Source organism: Bauldia litoralis (assembly GCF_900104485.1).
Taxonomy (GTDB): Bacteria; Pseudomonadota; Alphaproteobacteria; order Rhizobiales; family Kaistiaceae; genus Bauldia; species Bauldia litoralis.
The window spans coordinates 229,981-252,976 of the sequence record NZ_FMXQ01000008.1 but is presented as its reverse complement, the minus strand read 5'-3'; the positions used below and the strand labels follow the sequence as shown (position 1 = coordinate 252,976).

Sequence of the window (22,996 nt, the reverse complement as noted above, 5' to 3'; positions counted from 1 at the left end):
CCGTTCACGGGGGAGGGGGACCATGCGAAGCATGGTGGAGGGGGCGCGCGCCTATGCGGTTCTGGCACGCCCCTGCCCCACCACCGTCATGGCCGGGCTTTACCCGGCCATCCACGCCATGACCGCGCCACGCATATGAACGCGGTCGCGAAAGCTGAACCGCGATGACATGGATGCCCGGGTCAAGCCCGGGCATGACGTGGTGTGTGTTGCGCCCGCCGATCCAACCCACCCCCAGCTCATCCCGGACCGCGTGCCGCGAAGCGGCATCGCGTGATCCGGGACCCATCGCAAGACTCGCGGCGCGAAGCGCCGCTCCGCCCGCGCGACCAGCGCCCTATCCTTCCCCGTTTACGGGGGAGGGGGACCATGCGAAGCATGGTGGAGCGGGCGCGGCGCGGCCTATGCGGTTCTGGCACGCCCCTGCCCCACCACCGTCATGGCCGGGCTTGACCCGGCCATCCACGCCATGACCGCGCCACGCATAATGAACGCGGTCGCGAAAGCTGAACCGCGATGACATGGATGCCCGGGTCAAGCCGGGTCAAGCCCGGGCATGACGTGGTGTGTGTTGCACCGCCGATCCAACCCACCACCGCCCATCCCCGACCGCGTGCGCCGCCCAAGAGGCGCGACCGGGATGCAAAAAGTAGCGGCATCGCGTGATCCGTGACCCAGCGGAGGGCAGCGTTTGACGACGACGCGGGTGCTTACTAAGGCTCTGATTTTCCCTTGCGCTTACACATTATCTCGCGGATTCTCGGAAACGTCGCTCAACGGTTCTACAATCTCAGCCGAAACGGAATAGCTGTATGACGGATTTGTTCACCGCCCTGGAAGATTCCGACGTCGTTGCGCAAGTGGTGGACGAGGCGCGACGTGAGGCCCGGTACATCGTAACCGACTTCACATTCGAGATCATTACTACCAAATTCCGTGAAGAAGCAGAATCTGAGGGGGACATATACGTACCCGACTACCAGAGAAAACTTGCTTGGACCGAGGCGCAACAATCCTATCTAATCGAGAGCCTCATTCTCCGATACCCGATTCCACCCCTATTTTTCTATGATATCAGAGGCCGCCTAGAAATCGTGGACGGCACCCAGCGGGTGCGTTCAATGGTCCGGTTTGCGAGAGGAGACCTAGCTCTTCAAAAACTTGAAAAGCTCGACATTCTGAATGGTTTTCACTTCGACCAGCTACCCGAGCCAGTTCGCTTGCGGCTTAACAACACTCCGGTTCGAGCGTTTGTTCTAGACGACGCGACTGAAGCAGGGTTGCGGGCCGACCTTTTTCGGCGACTGAAACACGTCAGGCCAGACGCTTCGGGACGCCGAAGTTCGCAAAGGTGTATTCAAAGGCGCCTTCATGGATTTGATTGTGGAATGTGCAGGATCTGAGCTTTTTCACGCTGTTGCACCCAAAATCAGCGGGCGACTAGATCCCCAAAGCGAACGCGAAGAGCTTGTTACTCGATTTTTCGTTTACTCGGATTCTTATCTAGATTTTCGTCATGATGTTAGAAAATTCCTTGATCAGCACGTCGTCGCATTAAACAACAGTACAGATGAACGCATGATTGCAAATAAACGCGCCGAATTTCAACTTGTTATGGAATTTATCAAAGACCACTTGCCAGGGGCTTTTTACCGGCCCGGCCGAACCGGTGTCGTGCCCCGGGTCCGATTTGAAGCCATTACGGTGGGCACAGCGCTCGCACTCCGCACGAACCCGAAACGGCTGTCCAATGATCTTAGTTGGCTCAAATCGTCAGAATTTAGCGAACTAGTACGAACAGATGCGAGCAATAGTGGCCCGAAGCTTCGGGGTCGAATAGAGTTCGTAAGAGACAAATTGCTGGGGCATTGAGACTATGCCTCATAAGCAATTCCAGGAACGGGCAAAGAGTGTAGCAGTCTTTCTTCGATCACTTCAATCACTTGAAAACAACTACCGACAGCCTGGACGAAGTTTCTACAGCGCCACATCAGCAATTACCGCTTCTCGCGCCTCCGCTTTCATAATGATATACAACTGCGTTGAATTCGCAACGAGGACTGCAATTATATCCCTCCGCGTCGATATATTGAGCAATGCAAAAGATTTCGGCGCAGTTAGGGAATATTGGCAACAAGAAATAGTCCGAGCCCATTTTCATCACCGACTCACTCAAGGAACGAATCACATAGAATTCTTGAATGACGTAACACGTTTCATGCCCGGTAGTTTGGATTGGCGCGGACTTGAGGAGTCAACTCCGTTTCCGGGAAATGTTGACCATGACGCAATACTGAAACTTATACGGCGCATAGAATATAAATGGACGCCTCCAAGAAGTTGTTTAGGCGGGAGCGATCTTCAACTCGTCAGAAAAATGAGGAACGACTTGGCTCATGGTCACGAAACCTTTGAGTCGGTTGGCGCAAGATATACCACGCAAGATATTATCGACAAATTCAACAGAATAAAAATATTTATGAATTCATTCATTAAAAGAATTGATCGCTATAGGACTAAGCAACTTTATCTTCGATAATTTGATCAATTCCGGTGTACGCACGGAGATCCTTCATAAATTCGGGATCCCACCTAAGCGAGCTGTTTATCAATCGGTTTGTAAAGCCAGACGCAGCTCTTAGAGATAGAGCTTTTTTGTCTCGGAAGTAGAAATTAGATATATTAGACCTCCGTGGTTTTTTTGGTCCTTCAACAGCAGTAAGCCAATATTCGGGAACTTTCTTAGGACCGCCGCTTGCCATATTGTGGCGGCCGCCGGCTGGCTTTAGCGCTTTCTCGCCGTCCAGAAGCACTTTCCGGTGATCCTGTTTCAACCGTTTCCCGATCCAACGTGCTACTGGAGGGCTGACAGCGTTTCCGACGAGTCGCCAACGACCCCGCTCACCGCCGAAGCCCTCGGCGGCTTTTGTCCAATCAAGTGAGAAACCCTGCAACTTTTCCGCATCGCGAATGCCAGGAATGAAGAAAGTAGCGTTTCGCTGATCCCAAACAGCGGGGGGAGAAGGGATAGAAAAACCTGACCCTCCTTTCAATGGCGGTACTGCCTCAACAGTCCATCCAATTCCTCGGTTGCCCTCAGTCCAGTAAAATCCGAAAAAACTTGGAAATTCTTCTATTAATGGCTGCGAATCACCATCAAAAATGACGCTCATTGCGTCGTCGACCCTAGATGCTACGATAAAAATTCGACGCCGTCTTTGAGGAAGACCAAATTCTCGGCTGTCCAATACTCTGTATGCCCAGTAATAACCCCGCTTTGATAACTCAACCGTAACGTCTTTGATCGCTTCTCCACCTCTGAGATGCAAAGCGAACGCGACGTTCTCAAGAATTAGATATTTTGGCTTTGTGCGAGTGCTGTCTAAAAGGCGAAATAGATGGCTGATAATATTGGACTGAGAACCTTTCATACCGGCGACTTTGCCCGCCTGACTTAAGTCCTGGCATGGCCATCCAGCGGTTACGACATCGCAATTGGGCAGGACATTCATCTTGGCGACGTCCTTGAATATCGAGGCGTCTACGAAACGATCCTCCAGTACGGCTTGGGCGGCGGCATCATTCTCGCAAAACGACGCTACCTCGAAGCCGACCTTGCGCAACCCGACTTCAAAGCCTCCAATTCCGCTGAATAGGCTGCAAATTCTCAACTGGCTTCCTTCCTTTTCTGACTCCAAGTACCAGATTCGGGGCCGAGTCTCGAGGGATTTCCACAAAGGGCTCGGTGTCGCTTGACACCCCACCCAAACTGGAATATATTCCTATCCATCCCTGCCCGTCGAGGGGCGCGCTCATGAGGCGTCATCTGCGTGGGGCGGGGTGCGGCGCCCGCTGGTCCGGTTCGCAGCCGGACTGCCGGGAGGCCCGTAACCCACCGGCCGGCACTATGACCGGCTGCCTGCGGCCGAGACAGGCCATTGGTGAAGGGTGCGCGCGCTGATCCGTCCGCCGGATCCCGCCGGTCTCCGGTGGTCGCATAGCGGACGGCCACTTGTCGGGTGTCATGCCCGGCCAGACGGCAGGATCATCCGGGGACGCTGCAATGCGCCCCGCGCGTGATGGCTCGATAACGAGCCTTCGGAAGCCGGGACCCGAGAGACGGTCGGCCGGTATCCGCATCCGGGGTGGGGCGGAGAGCCCGAAATCGCCGCGGCGGGTGCTGGGGAAGCGCCCCACAGATTGAACTGGCCTGGCGTTTTCCCAGCGCCCGCCACCTCTCTTCCTTCATGCCCCGGGCGCGAGACGCGTCGCGGGAACGGTGATGCGTGCCGGAAGCGATGGCGCGAACCGGATCGCCCCCTCGCCTGTCATCCCCGGCGAGCGCCGAAGGCGCGAGGGAAGGGGATCCAGTAAACGATGCCGCGCTTCGTTCTGCACCGACATCGGTTACTGGTTCCCCTTCCCGCGGGCTTCGCCCGCGCCGGGGATGACAGGTTGTGTGTATCGTATCGTCGGAGGCGCAGCCCCCGCCCCTACCCGCCGACCTGCTGCTGCAGGGCGGTGAGGCCGGCGCGGGTTTCGTCGTCGACCTCGCCGTCGGGCTCGCCGCGCATCAGGCCGTGACTGACAAGGTAGCGCTCGATCTCGGCCAGCACCTCGACCGGGTAGTTTTCCGGATGGTCGCGGAACTGGTCGAAAGTCCAGGCATTGCGCGCCTGCATCGACTGGATGAAGAGGTCGGCGGCGCGGCGCAGGTTCCGCTCGGTGCCGAGCCCGTCCTTATAGGCGACGCCGAGGTTGTGCATGGCGGTGATGTTGCCGAGATTCGCCGCCTTGGTGTACCAGTCGAGCGCGATCGCCGGGTCGGCCTCGGTGCCGGTGCCGTTGGAGTAGAAATAGGCGAGCGAGGCCATCGCCTGGGCGTTGCCGGCTTCCGCGCCCTTGCGGTACCAGTCGAAGGCGAGGCCGATATCGGTCTCGACGCCGCGGCCTTGTTCGTACATCAGGCCGATATTGGCCATGGCGATGGCGTTGCCAGCGGCGGCACCCCGCATGTACCACTCGATCGCCTCGCCATAGTCCTGCTCGACGCCCCAGCCGCTCTCATACATGAAGCCGACATTGGTCATCGCCCCGGCATTGCCGATGTCGGCGCCCTTGCGATACCACTCCATCGCCTTGCCAAAATCCTGCGGCCCGCCCTGGCCGTTGGCGAAGAGGTAGCCGACCGAGGCCATGGCCGGACCGTTGCCGGCTTCCGCGCCCTTGAGGTACCAGTAGCGCGCCTTGAACTTGTCGACCGGCACGCCGCGCCCGCCGTCATACATGTAGGCGAGGTTGGCCATCGCCGCCGCGTCGCCGAGTTCGGCCGCGCGCTCGTACCAGGCCCGCGCCTCGTCGAAGCTCTCGGTGACCCCGCGGCCATACTGGTAGAGGATGCCGAGGTTGGTCATCGCCCCGGCATTGTCGAGCGCGGCCGCCTGCTCGTACCAGCCGCGCGCCGTCCGGTAGTCGCGGCGCACGCCCTCGCCGTTCTCGTACATCAGCCCGAGGTTGACCATCGCAGCGCTCTCGCCGAGATCCGCCGCCTGTTCGTAGAGCTGCCGCGCCCGGACATAGTCCACCGGCACGCCGCGGCCGAAATTGTAGAGCCGGGCGAGGTTGTTGATCGCCGAGGCGTAGCCGGCCTCGGCCGCGGTCTCGAACAGCGCCCGCGCCGCGTCGATATCCTGCGGCCCGCCCGCGCCGTCCTGGTAGAGCAGCGCCAGCGCGTTCATCGCCAGCACGTTGCCGCCCTCGGCAGCCCTGGCGTACCACTCGCGCGCCTGCGCAAAGTCGCGCTCGACACCGGCGCCGTTGTAGTAGAGCCCGGCGAGGTTGCCCATCGCCGTGACGTTCCCGGCCTCCGCCCCCTTGCGATACCAGTGGAGGGCGGCTTCGGGGTTCTTGGGGGTGCCGGCGCCGGTGGCGTGGAGGAGGCCGCGGTTGTTCATGGCGATGGCGCTGCCGGCCTCTGCGGCCTCGGTGTAGCGGGCAAGCGCCTCGTCGAAGCGGCCGGCGGCGTGGTAGGCGCGGCCGAGCTGGAAGACGTAGCGGCGCTCGCCGGACGCCTGCTCGGACGCCTTGAGACAGGCCTGTATCGCCTCCTCGGCGGTTGCGCCAAGCAGCGACAGCGCCGTGCCGGCCACTGTCGCGGGCTTGTCCTGGTCATAGGAATGCGCCGCCAGGCGATCGCACGTCGCGCCGGCGTCTTCGTAGGCCGGAACGGCCGCGCGATCGGCCCGCATCGGCGCGCCGATGCCGGAGCCGTCGCCGACCGCCGCGGGGCCGTCGCCGGATCCCCGGCCGCTGGCGACCAGCCGCAGCCGGCTGGCACTGGCCGCGGCACAGAAGGTGTCGGCGGTCCCCTCGGCCGGGCAGAATTGCAGGAAGGCGTCCCAGGCCTCGACCGTGCTGAGCTTCTCGGCGCGGCGGAAGGCGTCGGCGATCTCGGTCTCGCGCGATTCCGCCTGCCGGTCGCGCAACTGCTGCATCGTCGCAGCGTCCGGAACGATCGGCACCGTGGCGCTGGCCGAGCCGATGACGACGGGCGCCGAGCGGCTGGTCGCCTCGACATCGCCGCCCACCGCCTCGAGGAAGTCGGCCAGTCCGATGGCAGGCGTCTTGAGGTGGGCGAGGACCGCGGCGGCATAGGCGCTGTTGCGGCTGCCGCCATTCACCCCCTGGTCGATCGCATAGGCGACGACCGCCGACCGGGTCGGGTCGATGGCGGCGAGGCCCGGCACGACGATCCGCTTGCGGATCGACCGCTTCATCGTCCCGGTCAGCGGGTCGTCCCGGGTCGTTGCCAGCATCACCAGCCGGATGTTCTTGGCCCCGTCGACGGCGGCGATCAGCTGCGACAGCGGGACGGCCTCGTCATCGACATAGGTATCGCGGCGGAGCTGCGCGTCGACCGGCACCAGGTAGTTGACGCCGTCGACCGCCAGGGAATGGCCGGCGAAGTAGATCACCGCCACCGAGGCGTCGTCGGCCCGCTCGTCGAAGTCGCGGACGGCGCGCCGCATGGCGCGGCCCTCGACATTCGTCAACTGGATGACGTCGAAACCGATCTCGGCAAAGGCCGCGGCAAGGTCCTCGGCGTCATTGGCCGGCTGCGCGAGAACCGGTGCGGCAGCGTAGTCGCCGTTGCCGATGATCAGCGCGATCCGCTCGCCGACCGCCAAGGCGGCAGGGGCATGGGCGAAAACGGCGAAGCCGAGAGCCAGGGCAGCAGCGCGATGAAGGGGCTTCAACAGGGTCATTCGCAACGATCCTCGAGAACAGCGTCGAGCGCTGGATGAAGGATTATGAAGCCCCGCCTTGCTACTTGCCAAGTCTCCTCGACCGGTGCCGGCGCCCTATCTGGGCGCGATCTCCCAGGTGATGTTGGCGTTGGCGGTGACGTCGCGCTCGCCGGGCATGATCGGCACCATCCGCGAGGCGTCGGCCATCTCGGCCCGGGCGAACATCGGCCGACCGCCGGAGGCATTGATGTCGAGGATGCGGACCAGCCGAACGCCCGCGGCATCGGCCATGAGTTCGGCCATCCGCCTGGCGTCGGCGATCGCGGCGGCCAACGCCTCGTCCGTCGACTTCTGCGGATCGGAAACGTCGAACTGGACGGAATTGATCTGGTTGGCGCCGGCCGACACCACCTTGTCGAGGATGGCGCCGGACTGGACGACGTCGCGGATCGTAACCGTGACGTTGTTGGACACCTGGTAGCCGGTGATACGGGCCAGTTCCTCCGGCTCGTCGCCGGTCGAACGCGTCGGCTTCTGCTCGTAGATCGGGCTGACGGAGAAGCCGCTGGTGCCGATGTCGGCGTCCTTGACGCCCTCGCCCTGGATCGAGGCGATGACGCTGGCAAGATCGGCATTGTTGGCATCGAGCGCCTCGCGCGCCGTCTTGGCGCGGGAGACGACGCCGATGGTGACGATGGCGATATCTGGCACGACTGAAACCGCCCCGGAGCCATTGGCGTTGAGGGTGGCGATGCGCGGCTCCTGCTGGGCGAGAGCCGGCACGGAGAGGGCGAGCAAGACGGCGAAGGCGGCGGCGGGATAGCGCACGGATGGATCTCCTGTGGGTCGTCGGGCGGCAAGCTGCCAACCCATTCCGGCCGCATTGCGGCAGCGCATTTGCCGGATGCCGCGATTCCTCCTATATCCGTCGTCGCTCAATCAGGGCCTGTAGCTCAATTGGTTAGAGCCGACCGCTCATAACGGTCTGGTTGCAGGTTCGAGTCCTGCCGGGCCCACCATCCAGTTTCGCAGTCCTCGGGTCCCTCCCCCCGAGCAGAACAGATCCGTCATTTCCGGAGTTCGGGCTTTGTGTTCCAGGTCGACGGGGCCGACCGAACGTCGCCGGAGGACTGCTTCCAGGCACCGGCGTCCTCAATCCGCCGAAGACGGACTCAATAGGCGCGGCGTCAGCGCGACAGGCGAGCAAGGGTCTCGCGCGCCTCCTCGGCCAGGCGCAAGGTCAGTTCGCCAGCGCCTGCGGTACGGCCAAGGCTCGCTGCCTGTCCGGACCATAACGACGAGAAGTCGCTTGAGCCCTCCGCCTCCGCTCTTGCCTTGAGTGGGGCCAGCGCCCCACCGGCGGTGGGAAATGCCGGCGCCCGGTCGGACATCGGTCCGAGTTCTCGCATCACGCGATTGACAAGGCTCCGCGCCGGCCGGCCTGAAAAGACGTTCGTCAAAGCGGTCAGCCGGTCGCCCGCCTCGCCGAGCGCCGTGCGATGCAGATCGGTGATCAGCGCCTCCGGCGTGAACAGATAGGCCGTACCGACCTGCACGGCCGCGGCGCCGAGCGCCATTGCCGCAACGATGCCACGACCGTCGCCGATCCCGCCGGCGGCGATCACGGGGACCTTCACCGCATCGACAATCTGTGGCACCAGCGCCATCGTCCCCACCTGTCCGGCCAGTTCATCGGTCAGGAAGAGGCCGCGATGGCCGCCGGCTTCATAGCCTTGGGCGATGATCGCGTCGCAGCCGTGGTCCTCCAGCCAGCGGGCCTCGGCAACCGTCGTCGCCGAACTGACCACGAGGCTGCCGGCAGCCTTGACCCGGTCGACCAGGTCCGCGGCCGGAAGGCCGAAATGGAAACTGGCCACCCGAGGTCGGAGATCCTCGACGACCGCGCACATTTCGTCGGCGAACGGCCGGAGGTTGGCTGTTCCCGCCGCGTCGGGATCGATATCAAACGCGGCATAATATGGCGCAAGCGCCTTCTTCCATTCAGCCTCGCGCGCTGGGTCCGGCCTCGCGGGCGTATGCGTGAAGAAGTTGAGGTTGAACGGCTTGCCGGTGCGTTGACGAATCGCAGCGACCTCGGCCCGCGCTTTCGCCGGATCAAGCAGCGCGCACGGCAGCGACCCCAGTCCACCGGCCTCACTGACAGCGATCGCCATCCCTGAGCCACAGGCCCCGGCCATCGGCGCCTGGATGATCGGGAGGTCGATCCCGAAGCGTTCGATCAGCCTGCGATCCGGCCCCATGTCCCTTTGGCCCCTGAAGCTCGATGATTTGAATGAACCCCTACCATCCCGACCGAGGTTCCCCAAGCAACCAGCCCTGCCAACAAGACGGCCGCCGTCACCCGCCGGCCGTCCGGTTCGACCCGGCATCGATCACCGCACATCACGTCGCCAATCGGAATGAAGCGGTCAGGATTCCCGGCCGATACCGGCTGACTCGCCTATTCGAGGACCAGTTCCTCGATCATGACATTCATGCCGGCGGTCAGGCCGCCATCGACCGGCAACGCAACGCCGGTGATGTAGCTGGCGTCATCCGAGCCGAGGAACGCAACCGCCCTGGCGACATCTTCCGGATCGGCAACCCGCCCCAGGGGGTACCAGCGGGCAAGTTTCTCAAACACTTTCGGATCGCGCTTGAGACGTTGCTGCCAGGACACTGCGTCGGTGCGAACCGATCCCGGGCAGACGGCATTGCAGCGGATCCCATACTTGCCATACTCCGATGCGATCGACTGCGTCAGGTTGATGATCGCGGCCTTGGCAGCGCTGTATGCGGGATTGCCGAAATAGCGCAAACCGTTGACCGAGCTCAGGTTGACAATGACGCCAGCCCGCTTTTCCTGCATGTGGGCCACGGCCGCGGCCGTGCAGTGATAGGTCCCGTTCAGGTTGATGTCGATCTCGTGGACCCACTTGTCCGCGCGCATCTGCGCATAGTCGCCCGGTCCGCTGTAGGCGGCGTTGTTGACCAGCATGTCGAGCCCGCCAAAACGGGCGATGACCTCGGCGAAGGCGGCTTCAACCGCGTCCACATTGGTGATGTCGGCATGGACGAAATGGGCCCCGCCTCCGTCTTCGGCGATCAGCTTCGCCGTCTCAAGGCCCCGATCGTCGTCGATTTCCACGATGGCGACACGCGCGCCTTCACGCGCAAGATGACGCGCAATCGCCCGCCCGATCCCGTGGCCAGCGCCGGTCACAAGAACCGCCTTGTTTGCATATCGCACGTCGCTATCTCCCGATTCCAGGTGGTGTATCGATGGTTCGCCAACGCTCGAGCCCGATCTGCGGACCGGTCCCGAGCCACGCCTTATAGCCGAGCAGCGCGGCCTGGGGAGACTTTGTGAGCGGGGCGCGCGATCGGTCCGGCATCAGCCCCGGCTCTTCGCAGTAAATGGACGCCGGTCAGGATCACGGTACGGCGCATCGGCGCCGCCAGTGACGTCCATCGATCCAGTTCGACTAGGGCGCGAGATCGCCGAGCGGCACATCCCAGTGCGGCGGCTGCCAGCCGGCAACCGGGTTGGCGAAGGTCGCGATGGACTCGCCGAGCAGGCAGCCGAGGTAGATGGTCCTGAGGTCGGGTCCGCCGAAGGCGAGGCTGGAGATGTTGCGGAGGCGGCGGCCGGCGGCCTTGTCGAGATGCGGGCGGCCGAGTTCGCCGGCGACAAAGGCTGCCTCGGTCCAGGCGAGGTGTCCGGCGTCGGCGTCTTCGAGGACGACCTGCTGGCGGCCGTCGGGGAAGACCCGGATGACCCGGTTGCTGACGATGCTGGTGATCCAGATCGCGCCCTCGCCGTCGAAGACGAGGCCGTCCGGATAGGTGCCGGCGCCGAAGGTCGTGACGACCTCGCGCGCGCCGAGCGCGTTGCCGGCTCCGATCGGGAACCGCGATACCCGTCGGGCAAAGGTCTCGTTGACGTAGAGCCACGCGCCGTCCGGGCTGACGCAGCACTCGTTGGTGTAGCCGAGGCCGTCGGCGACGATGCGGGCGCCGGACCGGTCGAGCAGGACGACGAAGCCATCGGCGACATCGGCACGGTAGCCGAGGTCGCGCGGCCGCTTCCGGGTGCTGACCGTGATCCAGGTGCGGCCGGCCGCGTCGAGATGCACGAAGTTGGTCGGCGGCAACGGGTGACCGTCGACCGTCACCAGCACCGGCTCGACCCCGCCATCGGCAAGCAACCGGAAGACACCGCCCTCCTCCGCGCCGAGATCCGCCATCAGGACGCTGCCGCCGGGTTCAAGCGCGATGCCGTTCGGCCGCATTTCCCTCGGCGGGTCGCGCGCCTCGATCCGCCGCACGACGCCATCGGGGTCGGTCAGTGCGACACCGCCCTGCCCGGTCCAGTCGGAGGTAAGGAGCAGGCCCGAGCGATGGGCGAGGACGCATTCCGGCCGCTTCAGGCCCTGCCCGAGGAAGGCGAGATCGGCGTCGAGATCGATCATCAGGCCAGACGCTGCATCGCGCCGGTCGTCGCCGACCGGTAGGCGGCATCGACGGCGGCCATTACCGTGAGATAGTCCGCGGCGGTGTTCTCCGGCTCACGCCCGGCGGTCATGGCGGCGATGACGTGGCGGTTGAGCGCCGCGACGCAGCCGCCGCCGAAGACCGTTCGGTCGATCGGCGCGGTGACCGGGATCTCGCGCTCCGTCGCCTCGCCGAAACGGCGGAAGAAGATGCGGCCCTCGCCGTCGAGTTGCAGGATCCCCGCCTCGCCCTCGATGGTCATCTCGCCCATGGTGGTGCGCGGGTTCTCCGCGACATGATCGGACAGGCGGTTGCCGTCGAAGACCGACCGGGCGCCGTCGCGGTGGCCGAGGATCATCAGGCCGGCATCCTCGCCGGCGATCGCCGGGTTGAGCTGGCGCAGGTCGGCGAACACCGTCTCGACCGGACCAAGGAGCCAGCGGAAGAGGTCGATGAAATGGACGCCGGTTTCCTGGATCAGGAATTTCGGCATCGTCTGGAAGGACGGCTGGCGGGCGAGGTAGGCGTCGGGTCCGCGTCCGTCGCCGGGGCGGAGGCGAAAGGCGCATTGGTAGACCTGGCCGAGGCGGTCCTCGTCGAGGAAACGCCGGATCTCGCGGTGCCAGGGCTGGAAGCGGAAATTCTCGTGGACGACCAGCAGCGCACCGGCGCGGTGCGCCTCCCCGGTCAGCGCCGTCGCTTCCCCGGTGGAGAGGCAGAAGGGCTTCTGGCAGATGATCGTCCGGCCGGGCGCGAGCACCGCGCGCACCAGCGCGACATGGGCCGGCGGTGGCGCGACGATGTCGACGATGTCCGGCGTCTCGGTGCGCGCCATCGCCTTGCAGTCGCTGTAGGCGACGGCGCCGAAGGCGTCCGCAACCGTCTTCGCCCGGGCCGCGTCGAGATCGCAGACCGCGACGAGTTTCGCCTCGGCGATGCCTGCCCAGGCGGCGAGATGGAACTGGCTGAAATACCCGGCCCCCACCACGGCGACCTTGAGTGGCGCGGCTGTCATCGGAACCACTCCGGGATCGTCATCGACACGGCCGGAACATAGGTGACGACGGCGAGCGCGGCGATGGCGACGAGATAGAGCGGCGCCATGGCGCGGGCGATCGACAACACGCCGACTCCCGATATGCGCGACGCGACATAGAGCGTCGCCCCGACCGGCGGCGTGAACAGGCCGACCGCGACGTTGCAGGTCATGATCACCCCGAGATGCACAGGGTCGACGCCGAAGGTGGCGGCGGTCGGGATGAACAGCGGTGCGGTCAGGAGGATCGCCGGCACCGGGTCGAGGACGAGGCCGAGGATCAGCAGCACGACATTGACGAAGAGCAGGAAGGTGAACTGGCTCGACGACATGTCCTGGACGAACTCGACCAGGATCTGCGGCATCTGCTCCAGCGTGATCAGCCAGGCGAGCACCGTCGTCGCGCCGATGACGACCATGACGATGGCGCTGGTGACGAAGGAATCGACCAGGAGCTTCGGCAGGCTGGCGAACCGGAAGTCGCGATAGACAACCGTGGTGACGAACAGCCCGTAGACCGCCGCGACCGCGGCCGCCTCGGTCGGCGTCGTCCAGCCGCTGAAGATGCCGCCGAGGATGAGGACCGGCATGAACAGCGCCGGCGCCGAGCGGACGAAGGCGCGCCAGAGTTCCGACGCCGAGGTGGTGCGGCCGCCGGGATCGCAGCCGGTGCTCTTGCCGACCCAGTAGCAGACGCCCATGAAGAAGATGCCGAAGATGACGCCGGGGATCATGCCGGCGAGAAACAGGTCGGCGACCGAGACATTGCCGACGAAGCCGTAGATCAGCATCGGGATCGACGGCGGGATGATGATGCCGATGGTGCCGGCGGCGGCGACCAGCCCGCCGGCGAAGGCCGGCTTGTAGCCCTGCTTGACCATGTTGGGGATCATCACCGAGCCGATCGCGGCGGAATCGGCGATGGCCGATCCCGAGATGCCGCCGAACAGCATCGATGCGCCGACCACGACGAAGCCGAGGCCGCCCGGCAGGAAGCCGAAGGCCGCCTTGGCGAACTCGATGATGCGGACGCCGACGCCGCCGCGGCTCATCAACTCGCCGGCGATGATGAATAGCGGGATGGCGATGAAATGGTTCGGCTCGACCCCGCCGATGAAATTGAGATAGAGCGCCTGCAGCGGGTAGCCGAGATCGAAGACGAAGATCGGCACCACCGCGGTGATCAGGATCGCCCAGACCAGCGGGACGCCGAGGAAGACGGTGGCGAGGAACAGGGCGCAGACGAAGAGAAGGATCACCCGTGCGCCTCACGCGTATCGTCGTCGGCGAGCGAGACGCCGTCCGGCGGGCCCTCCGAGGCATCGATGTAGAAATTGGCCAGGTGGAACAGCAGCGTCAGCGCCATGCCCACCGGCATCGAAGCGTAGAGAAGGCCGACCGGCCAATAGAGCACCGAGGTCTCCTGCGCCCAGGTGCGCATGGAGATGACGGCGCCGAAATAGACGAGGCTGATCAGGAGCACCGTGATGGCGATGTCGATGACGATGGCCAGGGGTCGTCTCAGCCGCAGCGGCACGACGCTGGCCGCGATCTCGGTCACCCGCATATGAGCGCCGCGGGCGGTGGCGGCCGCGCAGCCGAGGAACGTCACCCAGAGCAGAAGAAAGGCGACGACCTCGAGCGACCATGAAAAGTCGAAGCCGGCGGCGCCACGCAGCATGGCGTTGACGAAGACGATGACGATGATCGCCAGTCCGCCGACGGCCAGCGCCGTGTCGATCAACAGGCTGACCAGTCGCAAGGGGAGCGGATACTTTTCCCGGTAATCCATCGAGTCTGCGCCGGATTGGGGGTCCGGCAGACCGAAGTCCGCCGGACCGTTTCGATTGCAGCGTCGGAAGCGCGAAGGCGGCTACTCAGCCGGCATCTTGTCCCGGATCGCCTTGGCGTCGGCGAGAATCTTGTCGACGTCATCGCCATAGACGCCGCGCGCCTGCTCGTAGACCGTCTCGACGGCCTCGCGGAACGGACCGACATCCGGCACGGTGACCGTGGCGCCGGCTTCTTCCATTTCGGCCAGTTGCTTGTCGACCGACCCGCGCACAAGCTCGCGACTGAAGGCCGCCGCCTCCTGGGCCGCCTTGGTGAAGGCCGCCTTGTCCTCGTCGGAGAAGGTCTCCCAGGTCGACTCGGCTACCGCCAGCGGCAGCGGGCTGTAGACGTGGCGGGTCAGGGTGATGTACGGCGCGACCTCGTAGAAGCGGAGCGACTTGATCGTGTCGACCGGGTTCTCCTGGCCGGACACGGTGCCCTGCTGGATGCCGAGATAGACATCCGGGATCGGCATGACGACGGTCTGGAAGCCGATCGCCTCCATCGTCCAGCGGATCATGTCGTTGGGGTAGACGCGGATCTTCTCGCCGACCGCATCCTCGGGCGAGTTGAGCGGCATCGTCGTGGTGAAGCTGCGGAAGCCCGCTTCCCAGGTGGCGAGGATATGGATGCCCTTTTCGGGAAGCTTGTCGAACTCGCCCTTCACCCAGGCCGAATTGTCATAAAGCTCCCAGCCCTGCTCGAAGGTATCGACGAGAAACGGCAGGGCCATGAGGTTCAGCGACGGCAGGTGGGTGGCGTAGGTTCCCGGCGCCGTCACCGTGAAATCGACACCGCCAAGCTGGAGCTGCTCGACCGCCTTCGGATCGTTGGCCAGCTGGCTCGCCGGGTAGATGCGGACCTCGTAGCGGCCGTCGGTATACTCGGCCACCTTCTCCGCAAACAGCTCGGCCGCAGCCTGGCGGGACCCGCCGGGATTGTCGGTATGGCTGAATTTCAGGACCGTCGCGGCGAGCGACGGCGTGACGCCAAAGGCCAGTCCCGCGGCAATGGCGGCGGCCAGGAGCCCGCGATGGGCGTTTCGTTTCTGCATGTCCTCCCTCCCAATTTTGTATTCCCCGGCCAAAGCGGCCGAAGGCTCAAAAGCCTTGGCTGGAGAATAATGCATACTTTGATTTATGCAACGATCAATTCATTAGACCGCCGGATTCAGTGGTTGCGCTGGAAGTCACGGGTCTCCGGCTCGCCGATCAGACGGCAGACGGTGGCCGCCACGTCGCGGGTGCCCATCGTGCCGCCGAACTCCATCGGATCGATCAGGCGCTCGTAGAAGCCGCGATAGACGGCATCGTCGATCAGCAGCCCGGCATCGGCGAGTTCCGGCCGGTCGAGCTTCTCCGCCAGATAGTCGAGGAGCAGCCCGCCGCTGAGGATGGCGGCCAACGGATTGGCCTTGTCCTGGCCAGCGATATCCGGGGCTGAGCCGTGGGCGGGCTGGAACAGGCCGGCGTCGTCGCCGATCTCGGCGCAGGACGCCATGCCCATGCCACCGACGAGGCCGCCGCCGAGGTCGCTGATGATGTCGCCGAACATGTTTTCCATCACCAGGATGTCGAAGGCCCAGGGCTGGCGGATGAGATCGAGCGCCTGGGCGTCGACGTAGTTGCGGCCGGTCTCGATGTCGGGAAAGCCTTCCGCCACCTCGTCGAAGATCCGGCGGAAGAACGCCATGGATTCGAAGACATTCGCCTTGTCGACGCAGGTCACCAGCGCCTTGCCGCGCCGTGCCTTGCGCTTGCGGGCAAGGTTGAAGGCGAAGGTATGGAGCTTCTCGGTGGTGGCGCGGGTGATCCGCAGGGTTTCCCGCACCTCGGTATCGCCGATCACCTCGGCCCGGCCATGGATGGCGGCGGAATAGAACAGCCCCTCGGTCGATTCCCGCAGGATGATGAGGTCGATGTCGCGGGCGCGGGGATCGGCCAGCCTTTGCGGCCCGTTCGGGTAGGCGCGGACCGGCCGGACGCCGGCATAGAGCTGGTAGATTTCGCGAAGCCGGAGATGCGGCGTGATCTCGGTCCCGTCCTTCTGGCGCACGCTCGGAAGACCGATGGCGCCAAGCAGGATCGCATCCGCCTGGCCGGCCCGCTCGTCGCCGCCGGGCTCGATATCACGGCCGGTTTCCTTGAAGACCCCTGCCCCGGCCTTGATCTCCCGATAGGTGACGGCGCCCAGTCCGAGCGCAGCGACGGCCGCGTCGATCGCCGCCGTCGCGGCGTCGGTTACGTCCGGCCCGATGCCGTCCCCCTTGATGACAGCAACGGTGATCGACGCCGATGACATATGCGCAGTCCCTTTTCCTGATGGTGCCTAGAGCCCGGGCAACCGGTAGTTTTCGAGAATCGAAAGGAGTTCCCTGGCCGCCCGTTCGCGGTGGTGACGGAAAACCGTCCGCGTCACCTCGACGTTGCCGGCCTGGATGTGGTGGAGAATCTCGCGGTGCTCGCGGGTCGACTCGGTCGGCGGCGCGCGCAGCCGCAGCGTGATCATCCGCACCCGATGGGCCTGATCGAAGAGCGAGCCGACAATGGCGCTGAGCCGCCTGTTCTCGTTCAGCGCCAGCAGGCGGCGATGATAGGCATCGTCGGCGACCGCCCATGCCTCGAGGTCGTTGCGTTCGAGCGCGGCCTCCATCTCGTCGGTCGCCTCGGCCAGACCGGCGAGCATTTCGGCCGTCGGTCGCGATCGGGCCAGACCGGCGGCGGCCTCGGGCTCCAGCGCGGTCAGGATCTCGTAGATCTCGCGCATGTCGGTCGGCGACACCGGCAGGACGCGCGCGCCGCGGCGCGGGATCAGTTCGATCAACCCGCTCGCCTCGAGCCGGATCAGCGCCTCGCGCACCGGCGTGCGGCTCATCCCGAGCCTCAGCGCGATCTCCGGCTCCGGCGCCTGAAATCCCGGCGGCATCCGGTTCTGGAGGATTTCGTCCTTCAGCCGTTCATACGCGTCATCGACGCGGGTGACTGTGGCGCCCTGCTTCATTTCACTCGCTCGTCGGTCAGCGAAAGGTTCGCATGCCTGTTTACACGCGAACCTATGCATGCATTACGGTATACGCAAGTGCCATCTGTTCATCCGTCCACGGAGACCGACGCCCCAATGACCTTCGCCATCACCGTACTCTTTGAGCTCAAGCCGCGCCATCGCGAGGGCTTTCTCGGTCTGATGCGGGAAAATGCCGCCCTGTCGCTGCGCGACGAGCCGGGCTGCCTGCATTTCGATGTCCTGCTTCCGGAAGGCGATGACGACAGCGTCTTCCTCTACGAGATCTACACCGACGAGGCCGCCTTCGACGCCCATCGCGAAGCAACGCATTTCCTGTCTTTCGACAAGGCGACCAGCGACATGGTGGTCACCAAGACGGTGAAGCGATTCGCCTGCCTGGACGGGCTCGACCTCCGATAGTCGTGGCGGCACCGAAGCGCGACGACTGATCGCGGCGGCTAAAGGCGCAATTCCGGGGGATCGGCGGCGGACGGCCAAAACAGGGTTGGAACGGGCCGCCCTTTCCCTGTTATGCACCGGGAGGCGCGCGTCACGGACCGCGCCAGCCATCCTTGCCGCCATCGCCGTTCCAGGGGCCGTTCCGCCTTGACCATCAACCAAGCCCCCCAGGCCCTGCTGCAATCGGCCTTCGGCTTTCCCGCCTTCCGGCCGGGACAGCAGGAAATCGTCGAACGCCTGATCAATCGCACCAACACGCTGTGCGTCATGCCGACCGGCTTCGGCAAATCGCTCTGCTACCAGCTTCCCGCCCTGATGGCCGACGGACTGACGGTGGTCGTCTCGCCGCTGGTGGCGCTGATGGACGACCAGGTGGCGGGGCTGCTCGCCAACGGCATCGACGCCGCCTGCATCCATTCCGGCCGCGACCGGGCCACCAATGTCGATGACTGGATGCGGGTGCGGGACGGCCGGGCGAAGCTCCTCTACCTGTCGCCGGAGCGGCTGATGACCGAGCGGATGCTCGCCCAGCTCGACCGGCTCGACCCGGCGATGTTCGTTGTCGACGAGGCGCATTGCATCTCGAAATGGGGGGCGAGCTTCCGGCCGGAATACGAGTCGCTGTCGGCGCTGCACGACCGCTTTCCCAACGCGACGCTCGCCGCCTTTACCGCGACCGCCGACATGGCGACCCGCCAGGATATCGCAGCCAAGCTGTTTCGCGGCCGGGGCGACATCGTCGTCCATGGCTTCGACCGGCCCAACCTGCGGCTGGAGGTCGAACCCAAGGCCGACTGGCGGCGGCAGCTCGTCGATTTCCTCGAGCCGCGCCGCAACCGGGCCGGCATCGTCTATTGCCTGTCGCGGCGGCTGACCGAGGAGGTCGCCACCTTTCTCGCCGAGCGCGGCTTTCGCGCCCTGCCCTATCACGCCGGGCTGAGTCCGGAGACGCGCCGCGAGAACCAGGAAACCTTCATGGCCGAGGACGGCGTCGTCATGGTCGCGACGATTGCCTTCGGCATGGGCATCGACAAGCCGGACGTCCGCTTCGTCTTCCACCTCAACCTGCCGGCCAGCATGGAAGCCTATTACCAGGAGATCGGCCGCGCCGGGCGCGACGGCAATCCGGCCGAAGTGCAATTGCTTTACGGCCTCAGCGACATCCGAATGCGACGCCAGTTCATCGACCAGGACGGCGGCGCCGAGGATCACAAGAACCGCGAGCACAAGCGACTCGACTCGCTGCTCGCCTATTGCGAGACGACCCAGTGCCGCCGGGTGTCGCTGCTTGCCTATTTCGGCGAGCAGACCGCGCCCTGCGGCAACTGCGACATCTGCCTCGACCCACCGGAGGTCGTCGACGGCACGACCGAGGCGCGGAAGCTGTTCGCGGCGATCCGCGAGACCGGCGCGCGGTTCGGCGCCGGCCATGTCATCGACGTGTTGCGCGGCACCGCCTCCGACAAGGTCGGGCAGCGCCAGCATGACCAGTTGCCGAGCTTCGCCACCGGCAAGGATCGCGGCAAGAGTTATTGGCAGGGCCTGATCCGCCAGGCGGTGGCCGGCGGCTATCTGTGGATCGACATCGAGAATTACGGCAGCCTGAAGCTGACCGACAAGGGCCAGGCGGTTGACGATGGCGCGGAGCGTTTCTTCTCGCGCGAGATCCGCGAGACCAAGAGCGGCCGGTCGCGGCGGCGGGACCCGGTCGACGCCGGCGTCGCCGCCGATTTCGACGCCGACCTCTTCGCCAAACTGAAGGCGCTGCGGCGCGACCTCGCCGACGCGGCCAACGTTCCGGCCTACGTGATCTTCTCGGACGCGACGCTGCAGGACATGTGCCGGGCACAGCCGACTTCGACCGAGGCGCTGGCCGGGATCAGCGGCGTCGGCCCGAAGAAGCTGGCGAATTTCGGCGAGACCTTCCTCGACGCGATCCGCAGCTACACCGGGAAGGCGTGAGGGCCGCCGACTGTCAGCCGGTCAGCCGGGAGGCGCGCGAGGTCGTCGATGGTCCTGGCGATCACCGCCTCGACCCGCGCCCGCTCCTCTCCCTCGAGCGGCAGGCGCGGCGCGCGCACGCCCTCGGGCGCGCCATAGGCCATGTGCTCGGCCAGCTTGATATACTGGACGAGCTTGACGTCGGTATCGAGATGGAAGGCCGGGGTCATCAGCCGGTAGAGCGGCCGCACGCCGTCGAAGTCACCGGCCCGCGCCCCGTTGAAGATCTTCACGCATTCCGCCGGCCAGGCGTTGGTCATGCCGGAGACCCAGCCGGTGACGCCGAGGGCGACGCTTTCGAGGATCAGGTCGTCGACGCCGCAGAAGACGGAGAAGCGGTCGCCGAAGGCATTGTAGAGGTCGGTCACCCGGCGAATGTCGCCGCTCTCCTCCTTGATGCAGACGATGCTGTCGACATCGGCGAGCTGTTCGAGAGTCGGCACGTCAACATCGACACTGTAGGCGATCGGGTTGTTGTAGATCATGATCGGCAGGTCGGACGCCGTGCCGACGCCGCGATACCAGGCAACGGTCTCGCGCCGGTCGGTGCGGTAGACGAGGCTCGGGAAGACCATCAGCCCCTCGGCGCCGAGCGCCTTGTAGTTGCGCGCCGCCGCCGCCGCGTTGTCGGTGGAGCCTTCGGCGAGACCGCAGAGCAGCGGCACGCGGCCGGCGACCACCTCCTTCGCCGCCGTCACCACCGTGTCGCGTTCGGCCTGGGTCAGCGAGGCATTCTCGCCGAGCATCGGCAGCACGATGACGCCGGAGACGCCGTTGGCGATGACCCGGTCGATGCTCGCCTGGGTCGCCGCGACGTCGAGGGCGCCGTCTGCCTTGAGCTTGGTGGTGATCGCGGGAAACACGCCTGTCCAGGTCATCAGTCGCATCCTTTGGAAATGAGCGTGTTGCTTACCGCAACCACAAGCTTCGCCGCTAGTGGCGGTAGTCGGGTTCCTGTGCGTCGAGCTGGCGCTTGACGCTTTCGAGATGGAGGCGGGACGACTCGCCGTCTTCCTCGCGCATCTGCCGGCTCGCCGCCGCGGCGATATCCGGATCGACCGGAACGATGGGACGACCGGTCGACTGGGCAAGTACCTGCACCTGGCAGGCGCGCTCGAGATAGTAAAGGTCGTCCCAGGCGCCGGCGATGGTGTCGGAGAGCACCGTCACGCCGTGATGCTTCATGAAGACGATGTCGGCGTCGCCGACGGCGGCGGCGATGCGGTCGCCCTCCCGCTCGTCGAGGGCGAGGCCGTTATAGTCGTTGTCGACCGCCGTACGGCCGTAGAACTTCAGTGCGCTCTGGCCGGCGAAGATCAGCGGGTCGCCCTCGGTCATCGTCAGCGCCGTGGCATAGGGCATGTGGGTGTGGAAGGCGGCGCGGGCCCGCGGCACCTTGAGATGCAGCCGGGCGTGAATGTAGAAGGCGGTCGCCTCCGGCACGCCGTCGCCGGCGACCACCGCGCCGTGATAGTCGCAGACCAGCAGGCTCGAGGCGGTCACCTCGCTGAAGGCGCGACCGTAGGGGTTGACGAGGAAGAGGTCGTCATACTCCGGCACCACCGCCGAGAAGTGGTTGCAGATCCCTTCCTGCAGGCCGAGCCGCGCCGCCATCCGGAAACAGGCGGCGAGATCGACGCGCGCCTGCTGCACGGCCGCGCTGTCGAGCGACGGCGCGTTGGAGCGCGCGGATGCCGGCACCGACGGTGTCGTGGATTGCTTGTCGAGGGACTGGGCCATGGAGTTCTCCCTGAAAATCGGGGCTACGCGTCAGGCGCGGCGGAGGGACACGACTTTCCCGGATGTCGGCGGGGCGTCGTGGTCGAGGCTCTGGCATTCGGCCGGCAGGCTCGCGTCCCAGCGGTCGAAGTCGGCGACCAGCCGGTCGCGCTCAAGGATCGGGATCTCGGCCAGCGGCGGCAGTACGCGGCGCCACTCCGGATCGTTTAGGGACGCGGCGACCACCGACTTGGCCGACGGGATGAAGGGCCCGCGCGACAGGATGACGTCGCCGGAAAGGATCAGCGGCAGGAAGGCCCGACGGTCGAAGGCGGTCGGTTGGTCCATCATCACCCGCATCAGCCGCGGCATGACATTGCCGAGGCCGCAGATCGTGCCACGCAAGCCCGTCGCCATCAGGTCGGGGACGTCGACCTCGGAGCCGGTGAAGATCGACAGATGCGAGAAGCGGCGGACCAGCATCTCGGTGTAGTCGGCATCGCCGCCACTATCCTTGATGCCGGCGATGGTGCCGGGATAGCGCTCGTCGAGACGGCGGACGACGCCGGCGGTGATCGGCACGCCGGAGATGCCGGGGAAATGATAGAGATAGAGGCGGAGCGCCGACCGCTCGACGCGGTCGATGACCGCCTCGAAGAAACGGAAGGTGCCGTCCTCGGTGATGCCGTCGCGATAGGCGCAGGGCGGCATCAGCAGCACGCCTTCGACCCCGGCATCGGTCGCATGCCGGGCGAGACGGGCGATGTCGGCGACCGGCAGCGCGCCGACCGAGACGACGATCCGCGCCGGATCGATCCCGGCCGCGACGACCGCGTCGAGGGTCTCGACCCGGTCGGCCACCGTCAGCGCCGGGCCCTCGCCGGTCGTGCCGAACAGGGCGATGCCATCGCAGCCCATGTCGAGAAGCTGGCGGATCCGCGCGATCAGGCGCGGCTGGTCGGGGCGCAGATCGCGCCCGACGGGCGTGGCGATGGCGACCATCAGGCAGGCATGGGTCGGCAATCCGGGCATGGAGTTCCGTCTCGTCTGGCCGTGCGCGAGGGGATTCCGCAGGCGCGGATGAGAAGGCAAGATTGATTGCCGATTGTCAACATTTTGCTTGACGGACTCCGTCCGCTGCTGTGACCTAGCGCCGGATCACTGGCATCCGTCGCAAAGCGGCGTCGGTAGAAAACACTGAAAT

At 65.2% G+C, this 22,996-nt stretch carries 20 protein-coding genes and 1 tRNA gene; 6 read left to right on the top strand and 15 right to left on the bottom strand.

The window, feature by feature from the left end:
* Positions 1-812 precede the first annotated feature (812 nt).
* From BLT60_RS25065 to BLT60_RS25060, 3 genes are read left to right on the top strand one after another with little or no spacing between them, the layout of a single operon-like run.
* Positions 813-1,403 (top strand): DUF262 domain-containing protein, encoded by a 591-nt coding sequence (locus BLT60_RS25065; protein WP_090878923.1) that lies wholly within the window; start codon positions 813-815, stop codon positions 1,401-1,403.
* Positions 1,372-1,872 carry a hypothetical protein gene (locus tag BLT60_RS24150; protein WP_139167896.1) on the top strand — a complete coding sequence of 167 codons (501 nt, stop codon included), beginning with the start codon at positions 1,372-1,374 and terminating at the stop codon, positions 1,870-1,872. Before BLT60_RS25065 ends, BLT60_RS24150 begins: the two co-directional genes overlap by 32 nt.
* A gap of 4 nt (positions 1,873-1,876) precedes the next feature.
* Positions 1,877-2,539, top strand: a complete 663-nt coding sequence (locus BLT60_RS25060; RefSeq protein ID WP_175478533.1) for an MAE_28990/MAE_18760 family HEPN-like nuclease — start codon at positions 1,877-1,879, stop codon at positions 2,537-2,539.
* Here BLT60_RS25060 and BLT60_RS19110 read toward each other — a convergent pair.
* The 3 genes from BLT60_RS19110 to BLT60_RS19100 form a co-directional block, all read right to left on the bottom strand.
* Complete coding sequence (locus BLT60_RS19110; protein ID WP_175478532.1) at positions 2,517-3,698, bottom strand: DNA cytosine methyltransferase; 1,182 nt, start codon at positions 3,696-3,698, stop codon at positions 2,517-2,519. The two genes, BLT60_RS25060 and BLT60_RS19110, sit on opposite strands and share 23 nt — an antisense overlap.
* Positions 3,699-4,493: 795 nt before the next feature.
* A complete protein-coding gene (locus tag BLT60_RS19105; RefSeq protein WP_090878919.1) occupies positions 4,494-7,265 on the bottom strand; it encodes a caspase family protein in 2,772 nt (923 codons plus the stop codon).
* Between the two features lie 96 nt (positions 7,266-7,361).
* Positions 7,362-8,075, bottom strand: coding sequence for an SIMPL domain-containing protein (locus BLT60_RS19100; protein ID WP_175478531.1), 714 nt, complete (start codon positions 8,073-8,075; stop codon positions 7,362-7,364).
* 114 nt (positions 8,076-8,189) lie between these two features.
* Between BLT60_RS19100 and BLT60_RS19095 the strand changes: the two genes are divergently transcribed.
* Positions 8,190-8,266 (top strand) — tRNA-Ile (locus BLT60_RS19095).
* Positions 8,267-8,434: 168 nt separating this feature from the next.
* On the opposite strand, the gene BLT60_RS19090 is transcribed toward BLT60_RS19095, so the two are convergent.
* The 9 genes from BLT60_RS19090 to BLT60_RS19050 form a co-directional block, all read right to left on the bottom strand.
* On the bottom strand, positions 8,435-9,508 hold the full coding sequence (locus BLT60_RS19090; RefSeq protein ID WP_090878916.1) for an NAD(P)H-dependent flavin oxidoreductase: 1,074 nt from the start codon (positions 9,506-9,508) through the stop codon (positions 8,435-8,437).
* A 200-nt stretch (positions 9,509-9,708) separates the two neighbouring features.
* Positions 9,709-10,497: an SDR family NAD(P)-dependent oxidoreductase gene (locus BLT60_RS19085; protein ID WP_090878914.1), complete on the bottom strand. Its 789-nt coding sequence runs from the start codon at positions 10,495-10,497 to the stop codon at positions 9,709-9,711.
* A gap of 235 nt (positions 10,498-10,732) precedes the next feature.
* A complete protein-coding gene (locus tag BLT60_RS19080) occupies positions 10,733-11,719 on the bottom strand; it encodes an SMP-30/gluconolactonase/LRE family protein (protein ID WP_090878912.1) in 987 nt (328 codons plus the stop codon).
* On the bottom strand, positions 11,719-12,756 hold the full coding sequence (locus BLT60_RS19075) for a Gfo/Idh/MocA family protein (RefSeq protein WP_090878909.1): 1,038 nt from the start codon (positions 12,754-12,756) through the stop codon (positions 11,719-11,721). The genes BLT60_RS19080 and BLT60_RS19075 overlap by 1 nt, the downstream gene beginning before the upstream one ends.
* Entirely contained in the window at positions 12,753-14,036 is a 1,284-nt protein-coding gene (locus tag BLT60_RS19070) for a TRAP transporter large permease (protein WP_090878907.1), read from the bottom strand. Before BLT60_RS19070 ends, BLT60_RS19075 begins: the two co-directional genes overlap by 4 nt.
* Positions 14,033-14,569 carry a TRAP transporter small permease gene (locus BLT60_RS19065; protein ID WP_090878905.1) on the bottom strand — a complete coding sequence of 179 codons (537 nt, stop codon included), beginning with the start codon at positions 14,567-14,569 and terminating at the stop codon, positions 14,033-14,035. The genes BLT60_RS19070 and BLT60_RS19065 overlap by 4 nt, the downstream gene beginning before the upstream one ends.
* 81 nt (positions 14,570-14,650) lie before the next feature.
* Positions 14,651-15,664: a TRAP transporter substrate-binding protein gene (locus tag BLT60_RS19060; protein WP_090878903.1), complete on the bottom strand. Its 1,014-nt coding sequence runs from the start codon at positions 15,662-15,664 to the stop codon at positions 14,651-14,653.
* A 116-nt stretch (positions 15,665-15,780) separates the two neighbouring features.
* Positions 15,781-16,911 carry an isocitrate/isopropylmalate family dehydrogenase gene (locus tag BLT60_RS19055; RefSeq protein WP_090878901.1) on the bottom strand — a complete coding sequence of 377 codons (1,131 nt, stop codon included), beginning with the start codon at positions 16,909-16,911 and terminating at the stop codon, positions 15,781-15,783.
* A 27-nt stretch (positions 16,912-16,938) separates the two neighbouring features.
* Positions 16,939-17,610, bottom strand: coding sequence for a GntR family transcriptional regulator (locus BLT60_RS19050; RefSeq protein ID WP_090878899.1), 672 nt, complete (start codon positions 17,608-17,610; stop codon positions 16,939-16,941).
* Positions 17,611-17,727: 117 nt separating this feature from the next.
* On the opposite strand from BLT60_RS19050, the gene BLT60_RS19045 reads away from it, so the two are divergent.
* Positions 17,728-18,033: a putative quinol monooxygenase gene (locus BLT60_RS19045; RefSeq protein WP_090878897.1), complete on the top strand. Its 306-nt coding sequence runs from the start codon at positions 17,728-17,730 to the stop codon at positions 18,031-18,033.
* A gap of 186 nt (positions 18,034-18,219) precedes the next feature.
* Positions 18,220-20,034, top strand: coding sequence for a DNA helicase RecQ (gene recQ / locus BLT60_RS19040; RefSeq protein WP_244521338.1), 1,815 nt, complete (start codon positions 18,220-18,222; stop codon positions 20,032-20,034).
* Here the strand turns inward: recQ and BLT60_RS19035 are convergent.
* From BLT60_RS19035 to BLT60_RS19025, 3 genes are read right to left on the bottom strand one after another with little or no spacing between them, the layout of a single operon-like run.
* A complete protein-coding gene (locus tag BLT60_RS19035; RefSeq protein WP_090878983.1) occupies positions 20,016-20,954 on the bottom strand; it encodes a dihydrodipicolinate synthase family protein in 939 nt (312 codons plus the stop codon). The two genes, recQ and BLT60_RS19035, sit on opposite strands and share 19 nt — an antisense overlap.
* 52 nt (positions 20,955-21,006) lie before the next feature.
* Positions 21,007-21,813 carry an aldolase gene (locus BLT60_RS19030; RefSeq protein WP_090878893.1) on the bottom strand — a complete coding sequence of 269 codons (807 nt, stop codon included), beginning with the start codon at positions 21,811-21,813 and terminating at the stop codon, positions 21,007-21,009.
* A 30-nt stretch (positions 21,814-21,843) separates the two neighbouring features.
* Positions 21,844-22,824, bottom strand: coding sequence for a dihydrodipicolinate synthase family protein (locus tag BLT60_RS19025; RefSeq protein WP_090878891.1), 981 nt, complete (start codon positions 22,822-22,824; stop codon positions 21,844-21,846).
* Positions 22,825-22,996: the final 172 nt, after the last annotated feature.

Bases quoted from the DNA above. Each gene is read 5' to 3' on its own strand.
- BLT60_RS25065 (WP_090878923.1), top strand. From the start codon at position 813: ATGACGGATTTGTTCACCGCCCTGGAAGATTCCGACGTCGTTGCGCAA.
- BLT60_RS24150 (WP_139167896.1), top strand. From the start codon at position 1,372: ATGGATTTGATTGTGGAATGTGCAGGATCTGAGCTTTTTCACGCTGTT.
- BLT60_RS25060 (WP_175478533.1), top strand. From the start codon at position 1,877: ATGCCTCATAAGCAATTCCAGGAACGGGCAAAGAGTGTAGCAGTCTTT.
- BLT60_RS19105 (WP_090878919.1), bottom strand. From the start codon at position 7,265: ATGACCCTGTTGAAGCCCCTTCATCGCGCTGCTGCCCTGGCTCTCGGC.
- BLT60_RS19090 (WP_090878916.1), bottom strand. From the start codon at position 9,508: ATGGGGCCGGATCGCAGGCTGATCGAACGCTTCGGGATCGACCTCCCG.
- BLT60_RS19080 (WP_090878912.1), bottom strand. From the start codon at position 11,719: ATGATCGATCTCGACGCCGATCTCGCCTTCCTCGGGCAGGGCCTGAAG.
- BLT60_RS19075 (WP_090878909.1), bottom strand. From the start codon at position 12,756: ATGACAGCCGCGCCACTCAAGGTCGCCGTGGTGGGGGCCGGGTATTTC.
- BLT60_RS19065 (WP_090878905.1), bottom strand. From the start codon at position 14,569: ATGGATTACCGGGAAAAGTATCCGCTCCCCTTGCGACTGGTCAGCCTG.
- BLT60_RS19060 (WP_090878903.1), bottom strand. From the start codon at position 15,664: ATGCAGAAACGAAACGCCCATCGCGGGCTCCTGGCCGCCGCCATTGCC.
- BLT60_RS19055 (WP_090878901.1), bottom strand. From the start codon at position 16,911: ATGTCATCGGCGTCGATCACCGTTGCTGTCATCAAGGGGGACGGCATC.
- BLT60_RS19050 (WP_090878899.1), bottom strand. From the start codon at position 17,610: ATGAAGCAGGGCGCCACAGTCACCCGCGTCGATGACGCGTATGAACGG.
- BLT60_RS19045 (WP_090878897.1), top strand. From the start codon at position 17,728: ATGACCTTCGCCATCACCGTACTCTTTGAGCTCAAGCCGCGCCATCGC.
- BLT60_RS19030 (WP_090878893.1), bottom strand. From the start codon at position 21,813: ATGGCCCAGTCCCTCGACAAGCAATCCACGACACCGTCGGTGCCGGCA.
- BLT60_RS19025 (WP_090878891.1), bottom strand. From the start codon at position 22,824: ATGCCCGGATTGCCGACCCATGCCTGCCTGATGGTCGCCATCGCCACG.